Origin of the sequence: Paenibacillus sp. FSL K6-1122, assembly GCF_037977015.1 — a bacterium.
In the GTDB taxonomy this organism is placed as follows: domain Bacteria; phylum Bacillota; class Bacilli; order Paenibacillales; family Paenibacillaceae; genus Paenibacillus; species Paenibacillus amylolyticus.
Map to the genome: position 1 here is coordinate 2,789,934 of NZ_CP150272.1, position 26,487 is coordinate 2,816,420.

A 26,487-nucleotide genomic window follows, 5' to 3' on the forward strand; every position below is an offset into this window, starting at 1 on the left:
AAACCTGTTTTGAAGGAGGAATCGAATTGGACTTTGGAAGATTGATTACAGCAATGGTCACTCCGTTCAATGAACAAGGAGAGATTCATTGGGAGGAAACGGCACGTCTAATCGACTATCTGATTATAGATCAAAAGTCGGAGACGCTTGTGGTTTCTGGAACAACAGGGGAGTCTCCAACACTTAGTGATACTGAGAAAGTTCAATTATTCGAATTTGCAGTGAAACATGCGGCCGGTCGGTGCAAAATTATAGCCGGAACGGGAAGCAATAACACGGCACATTCCATCCATTTGACACAGGAAGCTGAACGTGCCGGAGTGGATGGCATTTTGTTGGTTGTTCCCTATTACAATAAACCTAGCCAAGAAGGTTTGTTCAAACATTTTGAAGCGATTGCAGGCTCTACCAAGCTGCCAATTATGCTCTACAACGTGCCTGGGCGTACAGTAACCAGCCTGTCAGCAGAGACAACGCTTCGTCTTGCACAGATTCCTAACATCGTCGCTACAAAGGAATGTGCGTCTATGGAGCAGGTTACGCTGATTGCAGCAAGTGCTCCAGAAAATTTTAGAGTTTATTCCGGTGATGATGCTTCAGGCTTACCAGCGATTGCGGTTGGAGCACATGGAATTGTCAGTGTGGCCAGTCATGTCGTAGGGGCAGAAATGAAGAAAATGATTGACGCCTTCTATGGCGGAGCACCTCTTCAGGCTGCTCAGATTCATCAGCAGTTGTTCCCGGTGTTCAAAGGCCTGTTTGAGTGTCCACAGCCTCTACCAAACCCCGTAGCGGTGAAATATGCGCTGACATTGCGTGGTCTAGACGTTGGTTCCGTACGGTTGCCCCTTATTCCCCCAACGGAAGAGGAACAGGTTTATATCAAAGGTTTGCTTAATTTGTAATCATTTTGGTTGTATATGGACTATTTTATTAATCATGGGAATATCCTTCAGATCAGCAAAAGAACCGCTCCTCTTCCTAGAGGCTGCGGTTCTTTTTTTTACGAGTAATGTGAGGTTTCTTTTCCACTGCTAAGGGGAAACCTACAGGTTAACGAGAGAGTGACTTGTTTTTTTTGTTTTTAATCATGTATAATGATGTCAAGTGACTGGGTGCGGTATTTTTTTGAAATTGAAAGCGACATCGCTTCGTGGTGTAGCTTTGCGGTGAAAAAGGAAGGAACGGCTAAGAGGGAATTTCAACTCCAACTTGTTGGTCAAAGGGAATAACTTCGAAGAACTTCTTCCAAATATCGTGAATAAAGGTGTTCTTTTGCATTCATCCTGATAGGTGGGTATGTGATGTATGGACTACTTTTCTTAACTTACAATAAATAATAAGGTACGACGTCCAACTACCATAGGAGGTTTAGATTCATTTGTCTAAGAAAAATAATAACGATAAACTGATGATTTTTGCTTTGGGCGGCGTAGGCGAGATTGGTAAAAATATGTACGTCATCCAATACGCCAACGACATTGTAGTCGTAGATGCTGGTCTTAAATTCCCGGAAGAAGATATGCTTGGTATTGATATTGTCATCCCTGACATTTCTTACCTGACTGAGAACCGTGACAAAGTAAGAGGAATCATTCTTACTCACGGACATGAGGATCACATTGGTGGTCTGCCATATGTTCTCAAACATCTGAATGTTCCTGTATACGGAACAAGACTTACGCTTGGACTTGTAGAAAACAAGTTGAAAGAAGCGAATTTGCTGGGTGATACAAAACGTATTCTGATTGATGCTGATTCCGAGATCCAACTTGGATCTGTTCTGAAAGCATCTTTCTTCGCTACTAACCATAGTATTCCGGATTCTGTTGGTGTATGTGTCGAAACACCGGAAGGTGCAGTTGTTCACACAGGTGACTTCAAATTCGACCATACTCCAGTCAATGGTCAATATGCAGATCTTCAGCGTATGGCACAGATCGGAACAAATGGCGTGTTAGCGCTGTTGTCCGACAGTACGAACGCTGAGAAACCTGGATTCACACCATCGGAGAAAAATGTGGGTATCGTTCTGGAAGATATCTTCCGTAAAGCAAGTCAACGTGTTGTTGTAGCGACATTTGCTTCCAACGTACACCGTATCCAACAGGTGATCAATGCAGCAGAAGTGACTGGACGTAAAGTTGCAGTTATCGGACGCAGCATGGTGAACGTGGTTGGTATTGCTTCAGAACTGGGTTATCTTGAGATTCCGGATGGCATGATCATTGAACCTGAAGAAGTAGGCAAGATGGCAGCTGATCGTGTCGTGATTCTCTGCACAGGAAGTCAAGGAGAGCCAATGTCAGCACTGACACGTATGGCTCGTTCCACACACCGTAAAGTGGACATCCTGCCAGGTGACACCGTCATTATCGCAGCAACACCGGTTCCAGGTAATGAAAAATATGTAGGCCGTACAATTGATGAACTGTTCCGTCTGGGTGCTAACGTGCATTACAGCGGTGCTAACAGTGGCGTCCACGTATCTGGTCACGGTAGCCAGGAAGAGCTGAAACTGATGCTCAACCTGATGAAACCGAAATTCTTCTTGCCGATTCACGGTGAATTCCGTATGCAGCGTCGCCACGCGGTTCTTGCTGAATCTGTAGGGGTAGAACCTGAGAACATTTTCATCACGGATATCGGTGAAGTGATTGAAATTCAAGGTGGAGCAGCACGTAGAGCAGGTAAAGTTACTGCAGGTAATGTGTTGATCGATGGCTTGGGTGTAGGCGATGTGGGTAACATTGTACTTCGTGACCGCAAATTGTTGTCACAAGATGGTATCCTTGTTGTTGTGGTAACACTGAGCAAACAGGATGGAAAAATTGTTTCCGGTCCTGACATCATCTCTCGCGGATTTGTGTATGTTCGTGAATCGGAAGGACTATTGGATGAGGCCAACCGGATCGTTAGCAGCACATTGCAGAAGTTGATGAGTGAGAACGTTAACGAGTGGGCTTCACTCAAAACAAATGTTAAAGATGCACTGGGACGCTTCCTGTATGAGCAAACTCGTCGTAGACCGATGATTTTGCCAATCATTATGGAAGTTTAAAATAAGCTAAACAAAAACATATATTCAGGCACACAGTCGCCCCTTCTCTACGAGTAATATTGGACGGTTCCTCGTAGAGAAGGGGCTTTTTTTGCGTTTTCAGGAAGATCTGCAATAGCTTCAATATGTGAAGCAATTTGATGCAGCGGGTATAAGGCGGTTGGGAAAATCCCCATACTAAGGAAATACATTAAATGTTTCTGGAGAAGGGGATTATTGAAATGAATGAACGTATGAATGACAAGCAGGCATCAAGATCCAATCAACCGGAAGTTGAAGCGCCGGAAATTCCGATTCAGGAGGAAAAGGCCATCTCTCCCGTGACAGAGACTATTCAGCAATTTGGGCAGACACAGTCGCCAGCAGGTGAATCGAACATCTTCTGTATGACCATTATTGGACAGGTCGAAGGGCATTTGATTTTGCCGCCACAAAACAAAACAACAAAGTATGAACATATCATTCCACAGCTGGTGGCCGCAGAACAGAATCAGCGTATTGAAGGTATACTGATCATTTTGAACACGGTAGGTGGAGATGTAGAGGCGGGTCTGGCCATTGCAGAGATGATTGCTTCTCTGAGCAAACCTACGGTGACTGTGGTCATTGGAGGCGGGCATAGCATTGGAGTACCGATTGCTGTAGCTTCAACATATTCCCTGATTGCCGGAAGTGCAACGATGACGATCCATCCAATTCGGATGAACGGCCTTGTCATTGGTGTACCTCAAACGTTTGAGTATATGGAGAAAATGCAGGAACGAGTTGTTCGGTTCGTGACTTCTCATTCGAATATCTCTGAAGAGATGTTCAAAGAACTGATGTTTAAGACTGGTGAGTTGAATCGGGATATTGGTACAGCTGTAGGAAGCGCAGATGCAGTGAAACATGGATTAATGGATGCAGTGGGCGGGATTGGACAGGCTATTGCTCAGTTAAATCAGCTCATAGGAGACAAGAGACAGACTCTGCAAGCGGGAGGTTATACCCAATGACATTATATACAGTGATGCCCCCGGAACAACTCTGGTCGGGAATGTGGAAAGAAGGCGAAGATACAAAGGAGATCAAGATGAATGGTTTATTGATGCAGGTGAGACCTGTTAATGACAATGAAGCCGTTATCGTACGTTTGCTGGATTGTCCACTTGAAGCCTATCTCAATCCTGCTAATATGCCTGGTTCGACCATTCCGCTTTCGGGTAACTTGGGATCAGCATAACGCGACGAATTCAGACAAATTGAGCAGAAAAAGAACATATGTACGGATTATATTTGTATGGTATAATATTCTTCTGGGGGTGACCTGATTTTGGCCAGAAGAAAAAAGAGGAAAAAAAAGGGCGCTGGTTTTAGCGGCGTTTTAAAATATGAAATTTACGGGATTGTGCTTATTACCCTTGCTGTCATAGCATTATCGGGTGAAGCCACCGTTGGACGTTCGCTTTCCAAGATGTTCGGACTGATGCTTGGTAAGTTTTATTTTGCGATTCCACTTGTTGGTATTTATTATGGTCTCATGGTGATGATTCACCGGAAATGGCCGAGTGGTTGGACCACACGCAAGACAGGACTTGTTTTGCTGGTCTTTGCCTTAACCTTGATGAGTACTGTCTCTGCAATGCACCAGAAGCTCATTCCGGTTGGTGCGCTTGAGCCTGGTGCTGTGATTACGCAGGTACATAATGATATGCAAACCGAGTTGCTAACCCCTGCTGTGCCAGGTGAGAGGGACTCCATGCTTAACAAGGACATCAGCGGTGGTTATCTCGGAGCTGGGCAATTTGCTCTTTTCCTGTGGCTGTTCGGCAGTCTTGGGGCGAGACTCATCATGATTGTCATGTTTATCATCAGTTTTATGCTGATTACGAGTCTATCTTATGTGGATTTGATACGAATATTCCGAACAAAGATTTGGGATGCCGGGAGTTCGATGTACAAAAAGCTGGAGTCGAGACCCTCTGCACGTTCTGCTTCAACTTCTGATGCCAGAAAGAAAGGTAACGCCCGTAAAGTGGTACCTGTTCCTGTTGAAGATGACGAAGACGAGTATGAGGATGAATTAGAGGAACAGCATCTGCCAAAACGAAACTCGCCCATATTCTTCCAACTTTTCGGAAAATGGGGAGCTAAACGGGAACAGGCGACATCAGGACGTGAAATGGATGAGGTCGATTCGGCAGAAACAGAACAGATTGTGTACCGCGCCGAACAAGATCACAATCTAGAGGCGTGGCTGGATGCAACCGAAGACGTAACTAACAAATCAGCTTCATCACGTGTTCCTGTTCAGGCTAAACCTAATTCAGCGCCGATCATTCGAGACTTTTTCGAGCACGTCAGAACAGAAGAGGCAAGCATTGAAGATGATCTGGACGATGCTTATCCTTTCCCGGATAATCTGGCCGATCCAAACGTAGTACAACAGGGCGAGCATGCCATTAAAATAACGGATGAACTGGTAGAGACGGAGTGGTCCGCATCCGATGCGGGTACAAACGGGATGAATGCTGTGGATGAGATTCAGAGTGGAGAAGAAGTACCTAATGATGCAATGCAGGGAACAGATACTCCAACTCCTGAAGGGCAGGACACACCACCGGTGAAACCACCACCGCCACCTCCTAAGCCGTACAAGCTGCCATCATTCCGTCTACTTGCCAAGCCAAACAATGGGGGCAAGGCGGGTGACCAGAAGGATTATATGCAAACAGCACGTAAGTTGGAAGCCACACTGGAAAGCTTCGGTGTTCGTGCCAAAGTACTTGAAGTGGTTCGGGGTCCTGCCGTTACAAGATATGAAATTCAACCTGACATTGGCGTCAAGGTCAGCAGAATTGTCAGCCTAACTGATGATATCGCGTTGGCTCTGGCGGCAAAAGATATTCGGATGGAAGCACCGATTCCCGGAAAGTCTGCTATTGGTATCGAAGTACCTAATGGTGAAGTATCGGTTGTAACGATGCGTGAAGTAATGGAGACAGCAACGTTCCAGGATGCAGAATCCAAAGTGACCATTGCATTTGGCCGAGATATCTCGGGACAGACGATTATTGGTAACTTGGCTCGTATGCCCCATTTGTTGGTTGCGGGTGCTACAGGTTCCGGTAAGTCGGTGTGTATTAACGGAATTATTACCAGCATATTGTACAAAGCCAAGCCGGATGAAGTGAAGTTCCTGATGGTCGATCCCAAGATGGTTGAGTTGAACGTATATAATGGGATTCCCCATTTGCTGGCACCGGTAGTAACTGATCCTAAGAGAGCGTCACTTGCTCTCAAAAAGATTGTGGTTGAGATGGAGAAACGATATGAACTGTTCTCCAAATCAGGCACTCGTAACGTTGAAGGTTACAATAATCTGATGAAAGATAATCCTGCGGCTGTTCTGCCTTATATTGTTGTCATTGTGGATGAGCTTGCAGATCTCATGATGGTTGCAGCCGGAGATGTTGAAGATGCGATTGCGCGGCTTGCCCAGATGGCTCGTGCAGCCGGTATCCATCTGATTATTGCTACACAGCGGCCTTCTGTGGATGTTATTACTGGCGTAATCAAAGCCAACATACCTTCTCGTATCGCCTTCGGTGTATCCTCACAGGTGGATTCTCGAACCATTCTGGATATGGGTGGGGCCGAGAAACTGTTGGGTCGCGGAGACATGTTATTCATGCCAATGGGCGCATCGAAACCGGTTCGTGTACAAGGTGCTTTTATGAGTGATGAAGAAGTGGAAAATATTGTGAATTATGTACGTGGTCAAGGTGAAGCACAGTATGATGAGTCCCTTGTACCTGAGGTGGACGACTCTATCCAGGCTGAAGATGAAGTACAGGACGAGTTATACGAAAAGGCAGTGCAGATTATTCTGGAGGCCAAGCAAGCGTCTGTTTCTCTGCTACAACGTCGAATGCGAGTAGGATACACCCGTGCCGCACGTTTGATTGACTCCATGGAATCCCGGGGCGTGATTGGTCCTTACGAGGGTAGCAAACCACGGGAAGTGTTGGTCTCGCTTGAAGAGTACCAACAAAACAAAATAAGCTCGTAGCTTGTAATGCACATGAATATTCAGGCGATTCGAGCCCTCAACCTTAATGGTTGGGGGCTTTTTTCATACAATTTGACTGAAGTTTTACCATGATGTCCAATGATCGGATGATTTGGTGCATAGGAAGCAAGCAGGCTTGTCATAATAACCTTAGCGATTCTGTTAATCCCACAAGAGAAAGGTAGAGCACAGTCGATGCGAAAAATGAACATATGGCTTTTCACTGCTATTTTGCTGATGTCCGCATTGGGAATCCGTTATTTGCTTCCTGAGAATGCAGCAACCGAAAGTTCGAATCAAAGCACATCACAAGTTGAAGAGAAAGCCTTGCCTACTTTCAGCAGCAACGCTGTGAAATATGGAAGTTACGGTCAGGATGTATATGAGCTTCAGGGGCGTCTGAAGTACCTGGGATTTTACAATGGTAAAATCGACAGTAATTTTGGCAGCAGCACACTGAAATCCGTCAAATGGTTTCAATCCGAGTTTGGCATGAAGGCAGATGGTGTGGTTGGAGCTGAGACCAAGCTCAAGCTGTACAATGCGTCAACCAAATGGTCGCCAACAGAGCCGCCGCTACACAAGGAATCCTCAGGTGGAGGTGGAGGTAGCAACAATACGGCAGATAAAGAGCAAGACAATATGGGATCTGCCAATGCTCTTGGTCTCTCAGAGAATGAACTCAAGATTATGGCTAACGCTGTATATGGTGAAGCCCGGGGTGAACCGTTTGAAGGTCAAGTCGCAGTAGCGGCAGTAATTATGAATCGCGTGAAATCACCAAGCTTTCCAAATACGCCTTCAGGCGTGATCTTTCAGCCAGGTGCATTTACGGCTGTAGCAGACGGACAGATCTATTTGGAACCAAACGCACAAGCCAAAAAGGCAGTTGAGCAGGCCCTGAATGGATGGGATCCGTCCGGTGGATGTCTCTATTATTTTAACCCGAAGACAGCAACATCCAAATGGATCTGGACCCGCCCACAAGTGAAAACAATCGGACAGCATATCTTTTGTATGTGATGATGTTGGAAGCAACCAGAAGGCGTGACTTCGGTTGCTTCTTGCCTTTTGAATGGGTTAAAATGGTTGTTACGTTTAGCTTAATATGATTGCATGATAAATGACGCCGTAAAGGGGTTTTGACATTTGAATACATCAGGATTCGAACGAGGTAGCAAGAGAGAGTTTCGTATACATGTGCTTCCGACTAAACGTTTTAAAACGTTTGCTATATCGTTATATGCAGGAGTTCCCTTACGGGAAGATACAGTAACCAAAGTAGCGCTGACACCTTTTGTTCTGCGACGCGGCACGGAGTCCTATCCGGAAACAACGCAATTTCGTGAGCAACTGGAGCATCTGTATGGAGCAGGTTTTGGTTTTGACGTCTATAAACGCGGGGATTACCAGATTGTACAGTTCCGAATGGATACCATTAATGATTCCTTTGTTGGAGGGGATGAGCAGTTGCTGGATCGTTCATTTGCCTTCCTTGGAGAGGTTCTTACACGACCTGCACAGGAGAATGGACATTTCAGGACGTCTTATGTACAAGCAGAGCGAGAGACTGTTCGGAAAAAGCTGGAGTCCATCGTGAATGATAAAATGCGCTATGCGGCTGAACGCAGTATCGAGGAAATGTGCAAGAACGAGCCATACCGTCTTCATCCATTGGGTGAGCGAAAGGATCTGCCTGGGATTGAGCCCGACACACTGACTGCGTCTTATCAGGAGTGGCTGCAGCAGGCGAGTATGGATCTGTACGTGGTAGGGGATACGACACTGGAGGAGGTCGAGAACCTTGTTCAGCGTCATTTCAATGTAGATCGAACGTCCTCCTCTGATTACCAGACACAGGCAGCGGTTCGAGGAAATAAGGAAGTGGAGACCGTTGTTGAGCGACTGAATGTGAGTCAGGGAAAACTCAATATGGGACTCCGTACATCTATCACTTATGGAGATCCTCAGTATGCCGCAGCACTAATGTACAACGGGATTCTCGGTGGTTATCCTCATTCCAAACTGTTTGTCAATGTTCGTGAAAAAGAAAGCCTGGCGTATTACGCGTCATCGCGATATGACGGACATAAGGGCATTGCAACGATTCAATCCGGGATTGAAATCCCTAATTATGAGAAGGCTGTCACCATTATCAAGCAGCAGCTGGAAGAAATGAAAAGCGGTACAATCAGTGATCTGGAAATGTCTCAGACCAAAGCAATGATCCGTAACCTGCTTAAGGAAATGCAGGATTCTGCTTTTGAGATGATCGCTTATGACTTCAATCGACAGTTGTCTGGCAAAGAAAGAACGGCTGAAGAACTGTTGGCTCAGGTAGAACATATTAGCAAGGAAGATGTACGTGAGGCGGCAGAACAATTCCGTCTGGATACGATTTATTTCTTGCGGGACGAGAAGGAGGAATAATCGGTGGAGAGCATTCGGTATGAGCATTTGCAGGAGACACTATATTACGAAGTAATGGATAACGGACTGCATGTCTATATTTTGCCTAAACCGGGGTTCCAGAAAACGTATGCTACGTTTGCAACCAAGTATGGATCGGTGGATAATCATTTTCAGGTTGAAGGACAGGAAGAAGTGAAGGTTCCGGATGGGATTGCTCATTTCCTGGAGCATAAAATGTTTGAAGAACCAACAGGCGATATTTTTGCAACATTTGCGTCTCACGGTGCCTCAGCTAATGCGTTTACGAGCTTTGATCAGACGGTTTATTTGTTTTCAGCGACTGAATATGTGAATGAAAATATACAAACATTAGTCAACTTTGTGCAAAATCCTTACTTCACGGATCAAAATGTGGAAAAGGAAAAAGGCATTATTGGACAGGAAATTGACATGTATGCTGATAATCCGGATTGGCGTGTTTATTTTGGATTGATCGAAGCCATGTATCAGAAACATCCGGTGCATATCGATATTGCAGGAACGGTGGAATCCATCCGTACGATTACCAAAGAGATGTTATATGAGTGTTATAACACCTTCTATCACCCGAGTAATATGCTCTTGTTTGTGGTGGGTGGTGTAGATCCACAAGAAGTCATTGATATGGTTCGATCGAACCAGGAGCAGAAGGATTATAAGCCACAGGGGAGCATTCAACGTTTCTTCGAACCGGAGCCTGAGCAGGTAGGAGAAGCCAGACGGGAAGCGAAACTGGCTGTTTCACTGCCCAAATGTCTGTTTGGATTCAAGGAGACGGACGTTGGACTTACCGGGGAACAATTGTTACGGCGAGATATGACAACGCAGCTGATGATGGACCTCTTGTTTGGCTCAAGCACACGATTATTTCAGAAGCTCTACGATGAAGATCTGATCTCGGACAGCTTTGGACATGAGTATAACAGTTCGCCGCAATATGCTTTTTCAGCCATTGGTGGTGATACAAAAGACCCGGATCAACTGCTCGCGCGTATACGTGAAGAAGTGGATGCCATTGTAGAAAAAGGGTTCGATTCCACGGATTTTGAACGTGCACGCAAAAAGAAAATAGGCGGATATTTGCGTATGCTCAATTCTCCGGAGAACATTGCGCATGAATTTACACGTCAGCAATTCCGTGGCGGTGATTTTTTCAATATGCTGCCGCTCTATGAATCGATTACACTGGAAGATGTAAATCTCAGACTGAGAGAGCATATTCGGTGGGATCATCTGGCTGTATCGCTAGTCGTGAGTCCTTGATATGGAGAGGGGAACGGGACAATTGAAGGCAATCGGGGAAATGACTGTACTGGTAACTGGCGCAAGCGGTGGCATCGGAGCGGCTATCGCAGAACGCTTTGCCAGAGTGGGAATGAATGTTGTTATACACTATATGAAATCGCATGAAGCAGCGAATGAAGCCGCCAGACGGTGCATGGAACAAGGCAGCGGAAAAATCATGACCGTGTCTGCGGATCTTCGCAGCCGGGAACAGATTGAGCGTATGCGTGAGAAGCTGGAGTCGCACAATCTCATGCCAGATATCCTTGTGAACAATGCAGGAATCTCGCACTATGGGATGTTGGCTGATGTTACAGAGGAGATCTGGGATGAAGTGATGGCGATTAACCTCAAAGGCACGTTTATGTGTACACAGGAAATGATGCCTCACATGATCTCCCAAAGGTACGGCCGGATCATTAATGTATCGTCGATCTGGGGGCTGTCTGGTGCTTCTTGTGAGGTGCTGTATTCCACAACCAAGGGTGGGGTGAATGCATTCACCAAAGCGCTTGCGAAAGAACTCGCGCCTTCCGGAGTAACCGTAAATGCCGTTGCTCCTGGTGCAGTTCAGACATCCATGCTGAGCCATCTGGATCAGAGTGAACTGAAGATGCTGGAAGAGGAAATTCCGGCAGGAAGACTTGCTCAACCTGATGAAATCTCATCATTGGTTTATTTTTTGGCTCTCCCTGAATCGGGTTATATCAATGGGCAGATCATCAGTCCAAATGGCGGTTGGTTAACGTAAAAAAGCAAGAAAACTTGACTGGCTGTGAATGAACCAGGTGAAGGTTGCTGAGAAGCAGTCGTCTTCCGGATTATTTTCAAAATGCTCGTATATAAAATGCTTCGAAAGCACATATTACAACTGTTGATTTTAAATCTCATGCGTCATCTAAGGAGGATTTATCATGTCAACAGAAAAAACAGTGCTCTCCAGTTTTGACACATGGAAGAAGTTCCTGGGTGACCGCGTACTGCAAGCAGAGAAGATGGGGATGAGTGAAGAAACCATCAACAAACTTGCGTATGAAATCGGCGACTTCCTTGATGAGAAAGTCGATCCGGCGAACCATTCCAACCGGGCATTGAAAGAGTTATGGGATGTCGGCGATGCTGATGAGCGTCGTACGATTGCGTGCCTGATGGTCAAATTGGCCAAACAAAACGCATAAGATTACAGATGAAGAGCTCCCGCAAGGGGGCTTTTCTCTAATGATTACAAACGGATTACAGAGCTGTTCTTGTAATTCATTTTCATTTTATATATCATTAACGTGACCCATTTTTAGAAGATGTCTCAGATTGTTGTCCAGTGGATATGTTCTGTTGCTGTCGAATAATGGGGAATAATGCATTACGGGGTGTTGAAATGGAATCTAAACAATGGTACATGGAATATAAAATACATAAGAACAGACCCGGTTTGTTAGGCGATATTGCCTCTATGCTGGGGATGCTTGAAGTGAATATATTGACCATTAACGGTGTTGAAGGCAAAACTCGAGGCATGCTGCTTGAATCGGATGATGATGAAAAAATCCGTTTGCTTGGTGAAATGCTTGGCAAAGTAAACAGCATCACCGTATCGGCTTTGCGGCAACCTAAATTGGTGGATATTTTGGCCGTACGTCATGGCAGATACATTGACCGTGACTCGGATGATCGCAAGACATTTCGTTTCACACGAGATGAACTTGGGTTACTTGTGGACTTTTTGGGTGAAGTATTTAAGAGGGAAGGCAATCAGGTCATCGGTTTGCGCGGAATGCCTCGTGTTGGCAAAACGGAGTCTATTATTGCGGGCAGCGTATGTGCAATGAAGCGATGGACGTTTGTTTCCTCCACACTTCTCCGTCAGACGATAAGGAGTCAAATGTCCGAAGACGAATTGAACCCAAACAATGTCTTCATCATTGACGGAATTGTAAGTACGATTCGTTCCAGTGAGCGGCATTACAACCTGTTGCAGGATATTATGTCCATGCCTAGCACTAAAGTTATTGAACATCCGGATATTTTTGTACAGGAATCCGAATATGATTTTAATGATTTTGATATTATTATTGAATTGCGTAACATTCCCAATGAAGAGATTATTTATGATACGTTTACGGCTAGCTACACCGATGAATTGTAAGGAACCGTACGGAATCATGGAATAGATTAGCAACAACTCAAGAGATAAACATAAGGAGGAGATGGCATGTCTGAACTGGGTCAGCAGTTAAGGGAGGCCCGGCTGCAAAAAGGGATGAGTCTTGACGATGTACAGGAAATGACAAAAATTCGCAAGAGGTATCTGGAGGCCATAGAAGCAGGAGACTATAAAGTGCTGCCGGGTAGCTTCTATGTGCGTGCTTTCATCAAAACCTATGCGGAGACCGTGGGACTGAACCCTGATGAGCTGCTGGAGGGACACAAAAAAGACGTACCCGAAGAAGAGACGGAAGCAACGATGGAACCGGTTATTCAGAAGCGTTCCAGCCGTCCGGTTGAGCGTAGTAATCGGTGGATGTCTGTCGCGTTGATGTGGACATTCCCTGTTTTGATCGTAGTACTGTTGTATGTATACGTGGTGTATAACAATGGTGATGAATCAGATAATCCGGGTCTTGATCAGGTCAAAATTACAGACAGTCAACAACAACCTGAGGATAAACCAGATCCACCTGCCGACAACGGACAGGCATCTAATCCGCCTGCGACAGATTCAGGTACTGACGGTACTGGTGAGGGCGACGCTGGGGGTAATGGTGGCGGTACAGACACTGAAGGACAGACGGACGGTCAAACTGATGGCCAAACGGATGAAACTGAGGAAAAACCAACTGACAATTCACCGTCTAATGTGACTGTTGCAGAAGATGGGAAATCAGGGAATATTACGAACTTTAAAGTTAACGGTAGTGCAGGGCAACCTGTAACGGTTACGATCAAAGCAACAGGTCATAGCTGGCTGGAAGTGTATAAAGGCGAAAACTCCAGTGGAGAGAAGTTGGAGTATGGTAACACAGCCGAAGGTGACAGCTATACCTTTGAGCTTGATAGTACAGGCATGTATATTAAGTCCGGTTACGCTGCAGCGACCACGATTGAGGTTGGCGGGCAGGTTGTAACGGATGGCAAGGCGACCAATCGGATCCGTTTGAAGCTTGGTGAAGATAGTAGTGGCACTCCTTCTTCCACAGGTGTTGAAAATGGATCAACGGACGGTACAGGGGGTACCACGGGTAGCGAATAACCGGGTCAACTGCAGGAGACAATAATCGTGTCTTAACTTGCAGTTAACTTTTGGTGAAGTGAGGTGGATGGCTGTGACAGTCAGCTGGATCGTAACAGGTTTAGGGATCATTGTCAGCCTCCTGGGTTATTACCTGACTCCAAGTGCTTGGGGTTACGGAATATTGGGTTTTGGACTTGCACATGTACTTTTGGGTGTGCTCGATATGTTCAGACAGCCCAACCGCAGCCGCTATTAGGTTGGAAGCTGGACCAGCAAGCATTTTTGGCAGCCACTTGAAGTGGAAGCCAAAAATGCTTTTTTCTTTGTGTAAAACAGCTTGAAATTAGACTTTTGCTTAAGGTATCCTCTATAATGTTACAGAACATACGATTAACTGAAAGGGTGACTGGTTTGAGCTCAGAAAATTCATTTGATATCGTGTCCAAAATGGACTTGCAAGAACTGACAAATGCCGTTACACAAACCGAGAAAGAAATTGGCGCTCGTTATGACTTCAAGGGCAGCAAGAGCAGCCTGAAACTGGATAAGGATGCGTTAACGATCGTATCTGATGATGAGACCAAACTCAAGGCTGTCATTGAAGTGCTGCAATCCAAAATGGCGAAGCGTGGTCTACCATTGAAAAACATTGATTACGCAAAGGTAGAGCCAGCGTCTTCTGGTACAGTCCGCCAGCGTTTGAATTTTAAACAGGGGATTGATCAGGACATCGCCAAGAAAATCAATATCCTGATTCGGGACTCCAAGATGAAGGTGAAGAGTCAGATTCAGGGAGATCAACTTCGGGTAACTGGTAAGAGTAAAAATGATTTGCAAGCTGTCATGCAGCTGCTAAATGGTGCTAACCTGCCTCTGGATTTGCAATATACAAATTTCAAGTAATAAGGCCTTTTTGTAGCAAAAGTGTTTTTTTGACACGGTATTGGGCGTATATTATACTAAGTGTGCATTGCTGGCAGTCAAGCATCAAGTCCAGTCCTCATCGTTTGCTGACTTTGTGAAAAGCAGTACATCTTCTGGAAGTCACCGGAACGTTTAAAGCGTTTTGCTTTTGAGCGGTTGACTTTATTTTTTGCGTTTCTACATAGTGGGATCATGTTAATATGGATTGACATTGAAACTGTACATTTCATGTTCCGGATGATGATAACGGGATTATGATGATTGTTTGGAGTAATGGAGGATATGAGGGAGGGCGTCTTGTGAATTTACCCAACCGGATTACGCTTGCACGAATTTGCTTAATCCCTTTTTTGATGGTGTTCCTGCTCGTGGATTTTCCATTTTATCCAGAGCCGTTGCAGCTTGGAAGCTTGTCGCTTCCGTATAATCAACTGATTGCTGCTGTTATTTTTATCATCGCCGCAAGCACAGATGGAATTGACGGATACCTTGCGCGGAAAAATAACATGGTTACCAATCTGGGGAAACTGCTCGATCCACTCGCAGACAAGTTGCTGGTTACTGCAGTTTTGATCTCGCTTGTGGAGATGGGCAAGCTGGATTCCTGGATTGCAGTTGTGATTATTAGTCGTGAATTCGCAGTTACCGGCTTGCGTCAAATTGCATTGCTGGATGGTTCGGTTGTTGCCGCTAGTGCTTGGGGCAAGCTGAAGACTGTAGTGCAGATTGTGGCGATTGTGCTGTTGCTGTTGAACAATTTCCCGTTTTCATACACGGGTATTCACGTCGATATTATCGCGGTATGGGCAGCAGCGCTTATTACTATCTGGTCGGGTATCGATTACTTTATCAAAAACAAAAATTTGCTTCATTTAACAAAAGCATAATGGTTTGTTCTTAAATGGGTAATCATGAAGGAAGCATTGGGTCAGGGGCAATAGGAAATTATCCTATTGCCCTTTGATCACTCACCACGTGTACAGGAGGATGCTCAATGAAGGCAGAAATCATTGCAGTTGGCACAGAGCTACTGCTTGGACAAATCGTCAATACCAATGCCAGATACCTATCCCGTGAATTGGCTGCGATGGGGATCGATGTATATTTCCAAACGGTGGTTGGGGATAACCTGAACCGACTTAGTGAAGCTATTCGCATTGCGCAGAGCCGTGCAGACGTTATTTTATTTTCCGGTGGCATCGGACCTACCCAAGATGATCTGACCAAGGATGCGCTCGCAGCTGTTCTTAACCGGAAACTGCATACAGATCGAATGGCAATGGACAAAATTGAGAGCTTTTTCAGAGATCGTAATGTGGATATGACAGAGAATAACAGACGTCAGGCGATCGTTATTGATGGCGGAACACCTCTGGCCAATGAAACGGGCCTTGCGGCAGGAAATGCGATTTCTGACAATGACAAATATTATGTTGTGATGCCTGGACCACCTAAAGAGTTGATTCCAATGTTTGAACAGGAAGTCAAACCTTGGCTGTTCCAGCATGTACTCACAGAAGAGATGCCGATCTATTCCCGAATGCTCAAATTCGCAGGTATTGGTGAATCTGCTCTGGAAGATCGACTTCTGGATCTGATTGACGCGCAGACAGACCCTACGATTGCTCCTTACGCGAGCGAAGGCGAAGTTACGGTACGTGTCTCCACAAAGGCTGCGAGTGAGGGAGAGGCGAAGCTGAAGCTGGATGCGATGGAGGTTCAGATTCGGGAACGTTTGACAGAACATCTCTACGCGAACGAGGATGTGCCTATAGAGTACACGATTGTAACCATGATGTCTGACATGGGGCTGACACTCAGCGCTGCTGAGAGCTGTACAGGAGGGCTTGTCATGCAAAGTCTGACCTCTGTACCCGGAAGTGCATCAATGCTCAAAGGTGGAATTGTTTGTTACTCCAATGAAATTAAAGAAAAGCTGCTGAATGTGCCTCATGATTATCTGGAAGGTGAAGATGCACCTGGGGCGGTAAGCCCTGAGGTTGCAAAAGTGCTTGCTGAGCAGATCCGCATGATTGGCGATGCTGATTTTGGCTTGGCTGTTACCGGTGTAGCTGGACCGGGATATTCGGAACGCAAACCACCCGGACTTGTCTTCATCGCTCTTGCTGAACGTGGAAAAGAGACGGAAATTCATGAGCTGCGTATTAATGGTAATCGCGAGACGGTTCGCATTCGTTCAGCCAAAGCGATTCTCTATCGCTTATGGCAAAAACTTGTGGCGATGGATTGATTAGTTAATAGCTTCGATTGCATTTACAGTTCCAAGCAAGTATAATTAAGGAAGACGGAAGAACCGTAGAATTAGGCTTTATAGCCTTGTTTACGGTTCTTTTTTCTGTTTAATGGAAAGTTTCCTTGAGGAAGAGGCGCCTCGGCCTTTACAAAAAAAACGAATGTATGTTCGAAAAAAAGCTTGGCAAACGTGTTAAAACAAGGTATCATTATCTTATAAACAGTAAAGGGTGTGAGCTTATTGTCAGACCGTCGTGCCGCGCTTGATATGGCGCTCCGTCAAATAGAGAAGCAATTTGGTAAAGGATCCATCATGAAACTGGGTGAGTCCACTCATATGAATGTGGAAATTATTCCCAGTGGTTCCTTGGCTTTGGATATTGCATTAGGAACAGGCGGCTTGCCTAAAGGCCGTATTGTTGAAATATATGGACCCGAATCCTCTGGTAAAACAACCGTAGCATTGCATGCTATCGCTGAAGTACAAAGAGCGGGTGGACAAGCTGCATTTATCGATGCCGAGCATGCTCTTGACCCGCAGTACGCAAGCAAACTTGGTGTTAATATTGATGAATTGCTTCTGTCTCAGCCAGATACGGGTGAGCAAGGGCTGGAAATTGCAGAAGCTCTTGTACGCAGTGGTGCAGTAGATATCGTCGTTATTGACTCTGTAGCCGCATTGGTTCCAAAAGCAGAGATTGAAGGCGAAATGGGCGATTCACACGTTGGTTTGCAAGCGCGTTTGATGTCTCAGGCGCTGCGTAAACTGTCTGGTGCAATCAGCAAATCCAAAACAATCGCAATCTTCATTAACCAGCTTCGTGAGAAAGTCGGCGTTATGTTTGGTAACCCGGAAACAACACCTGGTGGTCGTGCTCTGAAGTTTTATTCCACAGTACGTCTGGATGTGCGTCGTATTGAGAGTATCAAATCAGGCAATGACATGATTGGTAACCGTACTCGTATTAAAGTTGTGAAAAACAAAGTGGCACCTCCGTTTAAACAAGCGGAAGTGGATATCATGTATGGCGAGGGTATTTCGAGAGAAGGCAGTATCATTGACATTGGTACAGAGCTGGACATCGTTAATAAAAGTGGTGCTTGGTACTCCTACGAAGGCGAGCGTTTAGGACAAGGCCGTGAGAACGCAAAGCAGTTCATGAAAGAGCATAAAGATATTGCTGACATCATTGAACAAAAAATTCGTGTAGCCAGTAACTTGGTTACTGCAGTTCCTGCGCCAACTAGTGAAGAGCAACAAAAAGAAGCAGCAGAAGAACAAGAATTGTTTGAAATCAACGAGTAATCTCTCAAAACCTCTCTTGTAGGGAGGACCCTGAGGGTGTTCCCCACTGGACTCCGTAAACTTATCTGATTGAGCTTGGATCAATCTGGATAATGGATTGTAGTGGGAGTACTCGTGCTGTCTAACAGCCCCTGTCCCAATGGACAGGGGCTGTTAGCACGCTAACTGTGGAGTAAAGGCCGGGCAGAGTTCCCGGTCTTTTGTATTATTGGTGTTCTTTGTCTTATGTGAAGATGTGCTTGGCGTAGTCAGAATGAGAATGTTATGAAAGGGGAGACCAGAATGGATCAACATGACGAGGATTTATATGAAGAAGCAGAACAGGACGGCCTATCCCAATTTCCGGACAACGAAGAACTTATTATTACACGTGTAGAACGAACGAAGAGCAGGCAAGCTCGTTATCGAATCACTTTTGGCATCCACTCCATTACGGTTCTTGAAGATGTGATGATTAAATACAGGATGACTCAAGGTAATACGTTTATGAAGAAGGATCTGGAAGATATCATTCTAGCTGATGAGCGACAGCGGACGTATGCACAGTCTCTGCGTTTTTTGGAGCATAAGCCACGTACGCGCCATGAATTAAGTCAGAAACTTCGTCAGAAGGAGTTTGCTGCACCTTTGATTGAAGAGGCGCTGGATCGGCTTGAGCGGGAGAACCTGGTGGATGACGATCTATTTGCGAAGGAATGGACAAGACAGCGTATGGAGGGCAAGCGGAAGGGAAAACTGTGGATAAGGCAAGAGCTGCGTCAAAAGGGCATTGCCAATGATCTCATTGTTGAGGCACTAGAAGGGATCAGTACAGATGCGGAATTTGAGACTGCCTTGAGTGCCGGACGCAAAAAATGGAATCAGGTCAAAGGGGACGTCAAAGAGAAGAAAAATAAAACGCTTCCCTTCCTAATGAGACGTGGTTTTTCAATGGATATGGTGCGCCGGGTCGTGAATTGTTTAATTGAAGAAGATGAGGCTGGGGACCCTGAAGATGACGAAGCGTTGTTATGGGATTAGCAGACCAGAGTCTCTATACTGCATTCTCTTGACAATTTCTTTCGTCAAATACTAAAATGGACATGAGTCTGTAAGAAATGGACAACCCTTTTTCCTTCCAAAAAAGCGGTTTCGGTTTCTTAAGATTTATACCATTCTTAATTATGGGTTCGCTGGAAACAGTGAATAGTACGTGGAAACATGTACATGTGAAATGAAAATCGGCGGGGGATCGCCGTGAGTATTCGTTATTCCCAAACATATGTAAGGTTTGAAAACTGCAAATTAACCCAAGGAATGCCTTGGAGGAACCAACGAGGAGGTGAACAGTATGGAACCTGCAATCATGATCGCTCTCGTTGTGGCCGCGCTAATCATTGGGTTCGGAGTAGGGTATTTTATTCGCAAATCTCTTGCAGAGGCTAAAATCTCTAGTGCGGAACAAGCTGCCGTACAAATCGTGGAGAACGCGAAGAAAGAGGCAGAGGCACTGAAGAAAGAAACGGTGCTGGAAGCGAAGGATGAAATCCATCGCATTCGTGCTGAAGCTGAAAAAGACACTCGTGAACGTCGGAATGAAATTCAACGACAAGAAAGACGATTGTTGCAAAAAGAAGAGTCGCTGGATAAAAAATTGGAATCACTCGAACGTAAAGAAGAGCAAGTGGCTAACAAAGAGAAACGAATTGATGAGACTCAGCAGCAGATCGAAATGATTTACAAAAACCAGGTGACAGAGTTGGAACGTATATCCAACCTCACCATGGAAGACGCACGCAGTATCATACTGTCCAACGTAGAACAGGAAGTTCGTCATGAGACGGCTCAAATGATCAAGGACATTGAACAACAAGCGAAGGAAGAAGCGGACAAAAAGTCCCGCGAGATTATTACACTCGCCATCCAACGCTGTGCGGCTGACCACGTAGCGGAAACAACGGTATCTGTTGTTACCCTGCCAAATGAAGAAATGAAAGGCCGGATTATCGGTCGTGAAGGACGTAACATCCGTGCGCTTGAAACCCTTACAGGGATTGACCTCATTATCGATGATACGCCAGAAGCTGTTATTCTGTCGGGCTTTGACCCGATTCGCCGTGAAATCGCCCGTACTGCCCTGGAGAAACTGGTGGCTGATGGACGTATTCACCCGGCACGGATTGAAGAGATGGTTGAGAAATCCCGCAAAGAAGTGGATGAGCGCATCCGTGAATACGGTGAGCAAGCTACCTTTGAAGTGGGCGTGCATGGTCTGCATCCGGATCTGATCAAAATTTTGGGCCGGTTGAAGTTCCGTACAAGTTACGGTCAGAACGTCTTGAAACATTCCATGGAAGTCGCTTATCTGGCTGGACTGATGGCTGGCGAACTGGGAGAAGACGTAACTCTGGCAAGACGTGCAGGTCTATTGCATGACATCGGTAAAGCGCTGGATCACGAAGTGGAAGGATCACACGTCGAAATTGGCGTGGAACTGGCGAAGAAATACAAAGAACATCCGGTTGTAATCAACAGTATCGCGTCCCATCACGGAGATTGCGAAGCGACTTCGGTCATTGCCATGTTGGTTGGCGCAGCAGATGCGCTCTCCGCAGCAAGACCAGGCGCACGCCGCGAAACGCTGGAAACGTATATCAAACGACTGGAGAAGCTGGAAGAAATCTCAGAGTCCTTCGAAGGTGTCGAGAAATCGTACGCCATTCAGGCCGGACGCGAAGTTCGCGTTATGGTACAGCCTGAGAAGATCGATGATGCTGAAGCCTTCCGCTTAGCCCGTGACATCACGAAGATGATTGAGAATGAACTCGACTATCCGGGTCACATCAAAGTCACCGTCATCCGGGAAACCCGTGCGGTTGAATACGCAAAATAGAGCATTACGGAAAAGTGGCCGCAGTAGTGGGCCACTTTTCCTGTTGATAGCCTGTTAAAAGGCAACTACACATTATGGAGCATGAGATAGAGTCCTGCAAAGGTTCAACATTTGAAGTAAGAGGACTTTGCAGGAATTGAGGAGGCAGTAATCAATGAAAGTTTTGTTTATTGGTGACATTGTAGGTAACGTGGGACGTAAGGCATTAAAGGAAAATTTACCGTACCTGAAATCAAAGTATAAGCCACATGTGGTGATTGTGAATGGTGAAAATGCGGCAGCAGGTCGTGGCATTACCGGTGCAATCGCAAATGAGTTTTTCAACTGGGGTGTACATGGTATTACACTTGGTAATCATACTTGGGACAATAAGGATATTTTTGATTTTATAGATGATGAGCCCCGCATGATTCGTCCAGCGAACTTTCCACCAGGCACACCAGGACGAGGGTACACGGTTGTCAAAGGCGAAGGGAAAGAGCTAGCGATTGTCAATCTTCAAGGAAGAACGTTCCTGCCTGCTCTGGATTGTCCATTCCGTGTAGCTGATGAAATTGTAGATGAGCTACGCCAAGACCATAAATGTATTTTAGTTGATATGCATGCTGAAGCAACGTCAGAAAAGATTGCCATGGGATGGCACCTGGATGGACGTGCGTCTCTCGTTGTAGGTACACATACGCATGTACAGAGTAATGATGATCGGATTTTGCCTGGAGGAACAGCTTACTTGACGGATGCGGGCATGGTAGGACCTCGTGACGGCATATTGGGTATGGAGCGTGAGGCCGTGCTGCGTAAGTTCTACACCCAGCTACCTGTACGTTTCGTTGTAGATGATGGCAAATGGCACTTCCACGGTGTTTTTGTTGAAATTGATGAAGCCACAGGTGCGGCAACACGCATCGAAAAAATTCGTCTGACGGAGGACGAGTGGCGCATGGAATAGGGGTATTGTCCCAATTTGCAGGGAAACCCGTCTAAAAAGAAGGAATTTTTTTGCCTCCCGCGAATAACATCTAGTAAGTGGAAACAAACTTTCAACATTCCCAGGGAGGTACTTACCATGGATGTATTAAAAGTTTCAGCAAAGTCCAATCCTAATTCTGTAGCCGGCGCTCTTGCAGGGGTTCTTCGTGAACGTGGAAATGCTGAACTGCAGGCAATTGGAGCGGGAGCACTGAACCAAGCCATTAAAGCGGTAGCGATAGCCCGGGGATTTGTAGCACCAAGCGGAGTTGACCTGATTTGTATTCCAGCTTTTACAGACATTGTGATCGACGGCGAGGACCGAACGGCCATTAAGCTGATTGTGGAGCCCAGATAATACATGCAGTATGCATTGAACCTGTTTACGATGTAGACAGGTTTTTTTGCGTTTTTTTGCAATCACATATTGAGGAGGGTTTAAGATGTCCATGTCTGATTGGCGTGTAGCTGATTTTCACTGTGATGCACTGAGCAAAATTTTGATGCAGCCTGCCCTTTCATTTGAAAATGCTCCACAACTGGATGTGAACTTGCAACGTTTGAAAGAGGGGAATGTAGGATTGCAGGCGTTCGCCATCTATTTACCCGAAGTACTTGGCAGAGGCAAGTTTGAACATGTGATGGGGCAGTTGGAGATTTATCGTAGACGTGTGGAGAGAAGTCAGGAGCGGCCTGGCGGCACACAGACGTTGTTATGGCGTGAACAGGTGGCTCAGGTGGGGCAAACAGGGGGGCCGTGGGGATTAATCACACTGGAGGGTGTGGATGGCCTGGAGGGCAACCTGTTCTATCTGGAGTTATGTTATCAGATGGGCGTTCGAATTATTGGACTAACGTGGAATTATGCCAATTGGGCGGCTGACGGAGTAATGGAGAAGCGTGGAGCAGGTCTGAGCGAGAAGGGGAAGGAACTGGTGCGCCAGTGTAATGAAATCGGAATGCTGCTCGACGTGTCACATCTGACAGAGAAAGGTTTCTGGGAACTGGCTGACTTGAGTAAACGTCCTTTTATCGCCTCCCACTCCAACAGTTACAGTGTATGTCCCCATGTGCGTAATCTGAAAGACGATCAGATTCAGGCTATCATTGCCCGGAAAGGGCGGATTGGACTGACGTTTGTACCCTGGTTTGTAAAGCAGGAGGGTGAGGTACGTATAGAAGATCTGCTGCCTCATATTGAGCAATTCTGTTCTCTCGGCGGGCAGCATCACCTGATGATGGGGTCTGATTTTGATGGAATTTCAACGTATATTCAGAGACTTGAACATTCAGGACATTATCCGAGACTGACGGAAATCCTGCTCAAGCATTATGATGAACATCTGGTTCGTGGCTGGTTGTGGGGGAATGCGATGAGTTATCTGGGGGAACACTTGCCAGAGAGCAAACCGAAGATGCAGATGAAGGGGAATTCCATGAAATAGTGAACTGGTGTGTGCGTTGAATGGGTTGAATTGAAACTTGTTTTCCAAATAAAGGAGGGGAATGATGGTGAAATAAGTGTATTTCATGAATTTTCACCAGTTCGTTTTCATTTCACTCCAAAAAGGGGTATAATACCATTGGATTGTTAAGAGCCTGAGTACAGGCCATAGATAAACAAGGAGTGAATTTACAATGAGTAAAACAGTACCTGTGGGCGTATCTGCCCGTCACATTCATGTATCCCAAGAGCACGTTGAAATTTTGTTTGGCAAAGGTTATGAACTGACTGAATTTAAACCTCTGTCCCAGCCTGGCCAATACGCTGCTAACGAAACTGTAGCGGTAATTGGTTCGAAAGGACAGTTTGATAAAGTGCGTATCCTTGGACCTGTTCGCCCTGAAACGCAACTGGAGATCTCCATGACAGATTCATTTGCGATTGGTGTTAAAGCACCTGTACGTGAATCTGGAAGCATTGAAGGTACACCAGGAATCACAATTAAAGGTCCTGCTGGCGAAGTTACGATTGATAAAGGTGTTATCGTTGCTGCTCGTCACATTCACTTCCATACTTCTGATGCTGCTAAATGGGGTATCGAGGACAAACAAATGTTGAAAGTTCGTCTGGGTGGAGATCGCGGTCTTGTACTGGAAAATGTACTGGCTCGTGTATCCGATTCTTTTGCACTGGACATGCATATTGATACTGATGAAGCTAACGCTGCTGGCGCTCGTAATGGCGACACTGCTGAAATCATCGATTAATTACATGTAATAGCTTCAGCCCCCAATTATGGCGGTCTGAATAACATTTAAACCTGAGCACAGCCAACAGGGGCCGGTTAATTCCAGCCCTGATGGCAAGGCTCAGGTTTTTGTGTTTTCTGAGTGTTCTTCTGAGCATGGCATGGTTCGGATTAGACGAAGGGACATGCGCTTTGGATGTGGAACTACAGCCCAATTCATGCTATAATTTGCTGTAATGCTCTTTTAATGTTCCAAGCAAGATTTTCATGTGGAACAGGGATGAATGAACGATTTTTTATTAATAGAGGCTGTAAGGAGTGACCGAAGGAAATGGCTAAAGACTCAAAAAAGGATTACTCCCAATATTTTGATTTCTCCGATGCCAAAGTAATTTCGCAAGATGAATTCAGCAAAAAGATAAGAATCCGGGGCCGTGAGATTAACATCAAATCGGAACCCAATCATCGTCAGGAGAAACAACGGGGCAAGGAAGACGTCCAGGTGCTTTACGAAAATGCCGTTCCCGATGAACTGAAAAACATAGGGAAAGGCAAACACTATATTGTATATACGTATGGATGTCAGATGAACGAGCATGACTCGGAGACCATCAAAGGACTGCTTGAGTCTATGGGATATCAGGCAACAGAGAATCGCAAAGAAGCTGATATTATTCTGCTCAATACGTGTGCCATACGAGAAAATGCGGAAGATAAAGTATTTGGTGAGCTTGGTCACCTCAAAACGCTGAAACTCGAACGTCCGGGATTGTTACTTGGCGTATGCGGGTGTATGTCTCAAGAAGAAGGCGTCGTCAACCGAATCATGCAGAAGCATGGATTTGTGGATATGATCTTTGGTACACATAACGTGCATCGACTGCCACATCTAATCCAGGAAGCGTTGTTCAGCAAAGAAATGGTTGTTGAGGTGTGGTCCAAGGAAGGCGACATCATTGAGAACCTGCCGAAGAAACGTGAGGGTATGCGCGGCTGGGTGAACATTATGTATGGCTGCGACAAGTTCTGTACATATTGCATCGTTCCGTTTACGCGGGGCAAAGAACGTAGCCGTCGTCCTGAAGATGTCATTGCCGAAGTACGTGATTTGGCACGACAAGGCTTTAAGGAGATCACGCTGCTTGGTCAAAATGTGAATGCGTACGGCAAGGACTTCACCGACCTGAACTACAGTTTTGGTGACTTGATGGATGCCATTCGCCAAATTGATATTCCGCGGGTACGTTTTACAACCAGTCACCCACGTGACTTTGATGACCACTTGATTGAAGTGCTGGCCAAGGGCGGAAATCTGGTGGAGCACATTCATCTTCCGGTGCAATCTGGCAGTTCAGAAGTACTCAAACGTATGAGCCGCAAGTATAACCGGGAACACTATCTGAAGCTGGCTGACAAAATTAAAAAGGCCATCCCGGATGTTGTGTTAACAACGGATATTATTGTTGGTTTTCCGGGGGAAACGGAAGAACAGTTTGAAGATACACTTTCCCTTGTCCGTGAAGTAGGGTATGATTTTGCCTATACCTTTATTTATTCCCCGCGTGAAGGTACACCGGCTGCAGTGATGGAAGACAACGTACCGATGGAAGTGAAGAAGGAACGTTTGAAGCGCTTGAACGAAACGATCAACGAATACAGCCACCGAAGCAATGAAGAGCAACGCGGCAAAATCGTTGAAGTGCTCGTTGAAGGCGAGAGCAAACGGAATTCCGAAGTTCTGGCAGGACGTACACGCAGCAACAAGCTGGTGCATTTTGAAGGACCTAAAGATTTGATCGGTACTTTCGTACAAGTGGAAATCACCGATCCGATGACTTTTTATATTCGGGGCAACCTGCTCTCCGAGCCGGTAGCTGCCAATCAGTAATACACAC

Annotated in this window: 24 protein-coding genes; all 24 read left to right on the forward strand. The window is 45.8% G+C overall.

The annotated features are described in order from the left end of the window. Positions 1 to 26 precede the first annotated feature (26 nt). On the forward strand, positions 27 to 905 hold the full coding sequence (gene dapA / locus NSQ20_RS12920; protein WP_076326814.1) for a 4-hydroxy-tetrahydrodipicolinate synthase: 879 nt from the start codon (positions 27 to 29) through the stop codon (positions 903 to 905). 476 nt (positions 906 to 1,381) lie between these two features. Next, a complete protein-coding gene (locus NSQ20_RS12925) occupies positions 1,382 to 3,061 on the forward strand; it encodes a ribonuclease J (RefSeq protein WP_036609284.1) in 1,680 nt (559 codons plus the stop codon). A gap of 221 nt (positions 3,062 to 3,282) precedes the next feature. Then, the gene (locus tag NSQ20_RS12930; protein WP_235193785.1) at positions 3,283 to 4,056 is read left to right on the forward strand and encodes an ATP-dependent Clp protease proteolytic subunit; all 774 of its coding nucleotides are present in this window, start codon (positions 3,283 to 3,285) and stop codon (positions 4,054 to 4,056) included. Beyond that, entirely contained in the window at positions 4,053 to 4,283 is a 231-nt protein-coding gene (locus NSQ20_RS12935; protein ID WP_036670404.1) for a YlzJ-like family protein, read from the forward strand. The genes NSQ20_RS12930 and NSQ20_RS12935 overlap by 4 nt, the downstream gene beginning before the upstream one ends. A 90-nt stretch (positions 4,284 to 4,373) precedes the next feature. Then, positions 4,374 to 7,112 carry a DNA translocase FtsK gene (locus tag NSQ20_RS12940; RefSeq protein ID WP_036670405.1) on the forward strand — a complete coding sequence of 913 codons (2,739 nt, stop codon included), beginning with the start codon at positions 4,374 to 4,376 and terminating at the stop codon, positions 7,110 to 7,112. A 195-nt stretch (positions 7,113 to 7,307) separates the two neighbouring features. Next, the gene (gene sleB, locus NSQ20_RS12945) at positions 7,308 to 8,135 is read left to right on the forward strand and encodes a spore cortex-lytic enzyme (RefSeq protein WP_076318532.1); all 828 of its coding nucleotides are present in this window, start codon (positions 7,308 to 7,310) and stop codon (positions 8,133 to 8,135) included. Positions 8,136 to 8,261: 126 nt separating this feature from the next. After that, positions 8,262 to 9,542, forward strand: coding sequence for a pitrilysin family protein (locus NSQ20_RS12950; protein ID WP_076326811.1), 1,281 nt, complete (start codon positions 8,262 to 8,264; stop codon positions 9,540 to 9,542). Between the two features lie 3 nt (positions 9,543 to 9,545). Then, positions 9,546 to 10,826, forward strand: a complete 1,281-nt coding sequence (locus tag NSQ20_RS12955; RefSeq protein ID WP_076318533.1) for a pitrilysin family protein — start codon at positions 9,546 to 9,548, stop codon at positions 10,824 to 10,826. 1 nt (position 10,827) lies between these two features. Then, positions 10,828 to 11,598, forward strand: a complete 771-nt coding sequence (gene fabG, locus NSQ20_RS12960; protein ID WP_036670413.1) for a 3-oxoacyl-ACP reductase FabG — start codon at positions 10,828 to 10,830, stop codon at positions 11,596 to 11,598. 163 nt (positions 11,599 to 11,761) lie between these two features. Further along, positions 11,762 to 12,025 carry a DUF3243 domain-containing protein gene (locus NSQ20_RS12965; protein WP_017689119.1) on the forward strand — a complete coding sequence of 88 codons (264 nt, stop codon included), beginning with the start codon at positions 11,762 to 11,764 and terminating at the stop codon, positions 12,023 to 12,025. 197 nt (positions 12,026 to 12,222) lie between these two features. Further along, the gene (locus NSQ20_RS12970) at positions 12,223 to 12,990 is read left to right on the forward strand and encodes a DUF3388 domain-containing protein (protein WP_036609270.1); all 768 of its coding nucleotides are present in this window, start codon (positions 12,223 to 12,225) and stop codon (positions 12,988 to 12,990) included. Between the two features lie 66 nt (positions 12,991 to 13,056). Further along, complete coding sequence (locus NSQ20_RS12975; RefSeq protein WP_340032690.1) at positions 13,057 to 14,094, forward strand: RodZ domain-containing protein; 1,038 nt, start codon at positions 13,057 to 13,059, stop codon at positions 14,092 to 14,094. A 73-nt stretch (positions 14,095 to 14,167) separates the two neighbouring features. Then, entirely contained in the window at positions 14,168 to 14,332 is a 165-nt protein-coding gene (locus tag NSQ20_RS12980) for a hypothetical protein (RefSeq protein WP_167350848.1), read from the forward strand. 155 nt (positions 14,333 to 14,487) lie between these two features. Continuing rightward, positions 14,488 to 14,979 carry a YajQ family cyclic di-GMP-binding protein gene (locus NSQ20_RS12985; RefSeq protein WP_036609266.1) on the forward strand — a complete coding sequence of 164 codons (492 nt, stop codon included), beginning with the start codon at positions 14,488 to 14,490 and terminating at the stop codon, positions 14,977 to 14,979. 320 nt (positions 14,980 to 15,299) lie between these two features. Next, positions 15,300 to 15,887 (forward strand): CDP-diacylglycerol--glycerol-3-phosphate 3-phosphatidyltransferase, encoded by a 588-nt coding sequence (gene pgsA / locus NSQ20_RS12990; RefSeq protein ID WP_017689114.1) that lies wholly within the window; start codon positions 15,300 to 15,302, stop codon positions 15,885 to 15,887. Positions 15,888 to 15,994: 107 nt separating this feature from the next. Further along, on the forward strand, positions 15,995 to 17,251 hold the full coding sequence (locus tag NSQ20_RS12995) for a competence/damage-inducible protein A (RefSeq protein ID WP_036670416.1): 1,257 nt from the start codon (positions 15,995 to 15,997) through the stop codon (positions 17,249 to 17,251). Between the two features lie 243 nt (positions 17,252 to 17,494). Further along, on the forward strand, positions 17,495 to 18,559 hold the full coding sequence (gene recA / locus NSQ20_RS13000; RefSeq protein ID WP_036609261.1) for a recombinase RecA: 1,065 nt from the start codon (positions 17,495 to 17,497) through the stop codon (positions 18,557 to 18,559). A 282-nt stretch (positions 18,560 to 18,841) separates the two neighbouring features. Next, positions 18,842 to 19,579, forward strand: coding sequence for a regulatory protein RecX (locus NSQ20_RS13005; protein WP_074094594.1), 738 nt, complete (start codon positions 18,842 to 18,844; stop codon positions 19,577 to 19,579). Between the two features lie 310 nt (positions 19,580 to 19,889). Further along, positions 19,890 to 21,431 carry a ribonuclease Y gene (rny, locus tag NSQ20_RS13010; RefSeq protein ID WP_339169623.1) on the forward strand — a complete coding sequence of 514 codons (1,542 nt, stop codon included), beginning with the start codon at positions 19,890 to 19,892 and terminating at the stop codon, positions 21,429 to 21,431. 154 nt (positions 21,432 to 21,585) lie between these two features. Beyond that, positions 21,586 to 22,380 (forward strand): TIGR00282 family metallophosphoesterase, encoded by a 795-nt coding sequence (locus NSQ20_RS13015; RefSeq protein ID WP_036609256.1) that lies wholly within the window; start codon positions 21,586 to 21,588, stop codon positions 22,378 to 22,380. 117 nt (positions 22,381 to 22,497) lie between these two features. Then, positions 22,498 to 22,758: a stage V sporulation protein S gene (locus tag NSQ20_RS13020; RefSeq protein WP_007430104.1), complete on the forward strand. Its 261-nt coding sequence runs from the start codon at positions 22,498 to 22,500 to the stop codon at positions 22,756 to 22,758. Positions 22,759 to 22,843: 85 nt separating this feature from the next. Continuing rightward, positions 22,844 to 23,845: a dipeptidase gene (locus tag NSQ20_RS13025; protein WP_340032691.1), complete on the forward strand. Its 1,002-nt coding sequence runs from the start codon at positions 22,844 to 22,846 to the stop codon at positions 23,843 to 23,845. A 193-nt stretch (positions 23,846 to 24,038) separates the two neighbouring features. Then, positions 24,039 to 24,611 (forward strand): phosphate propanoyltransferase, encoded by a 573-nt coding sequence (locus NSQ20_RS13030; RefSeq protein ID WP_017689107.1) that lies wholly within the window; start codon positions 24,039 to 24,041, stop codon positions 24,609 to 24,611. Positions 24,612 to 24,923: 312 nt separating this feature from the next. After that, positions 24,924 to 26,480 carry a tRNA (N6-isopentenyl adenosine(37)-C2)-methylthiotransferase MiaB gene (miaB, locus tag NSQ20_RS13035; RefSeq protein WP_036609253.1) on the forward strand — a complete coding sequence of 519 codons (1,557 nt, stop codon included), beginning with the start codon at positions 24,924 to 24,926 and terminating at the stop codon, positions 26,478 to 26,480. Positions 26,481 to 26,487 lie beyond the last annotated feature (7 nt).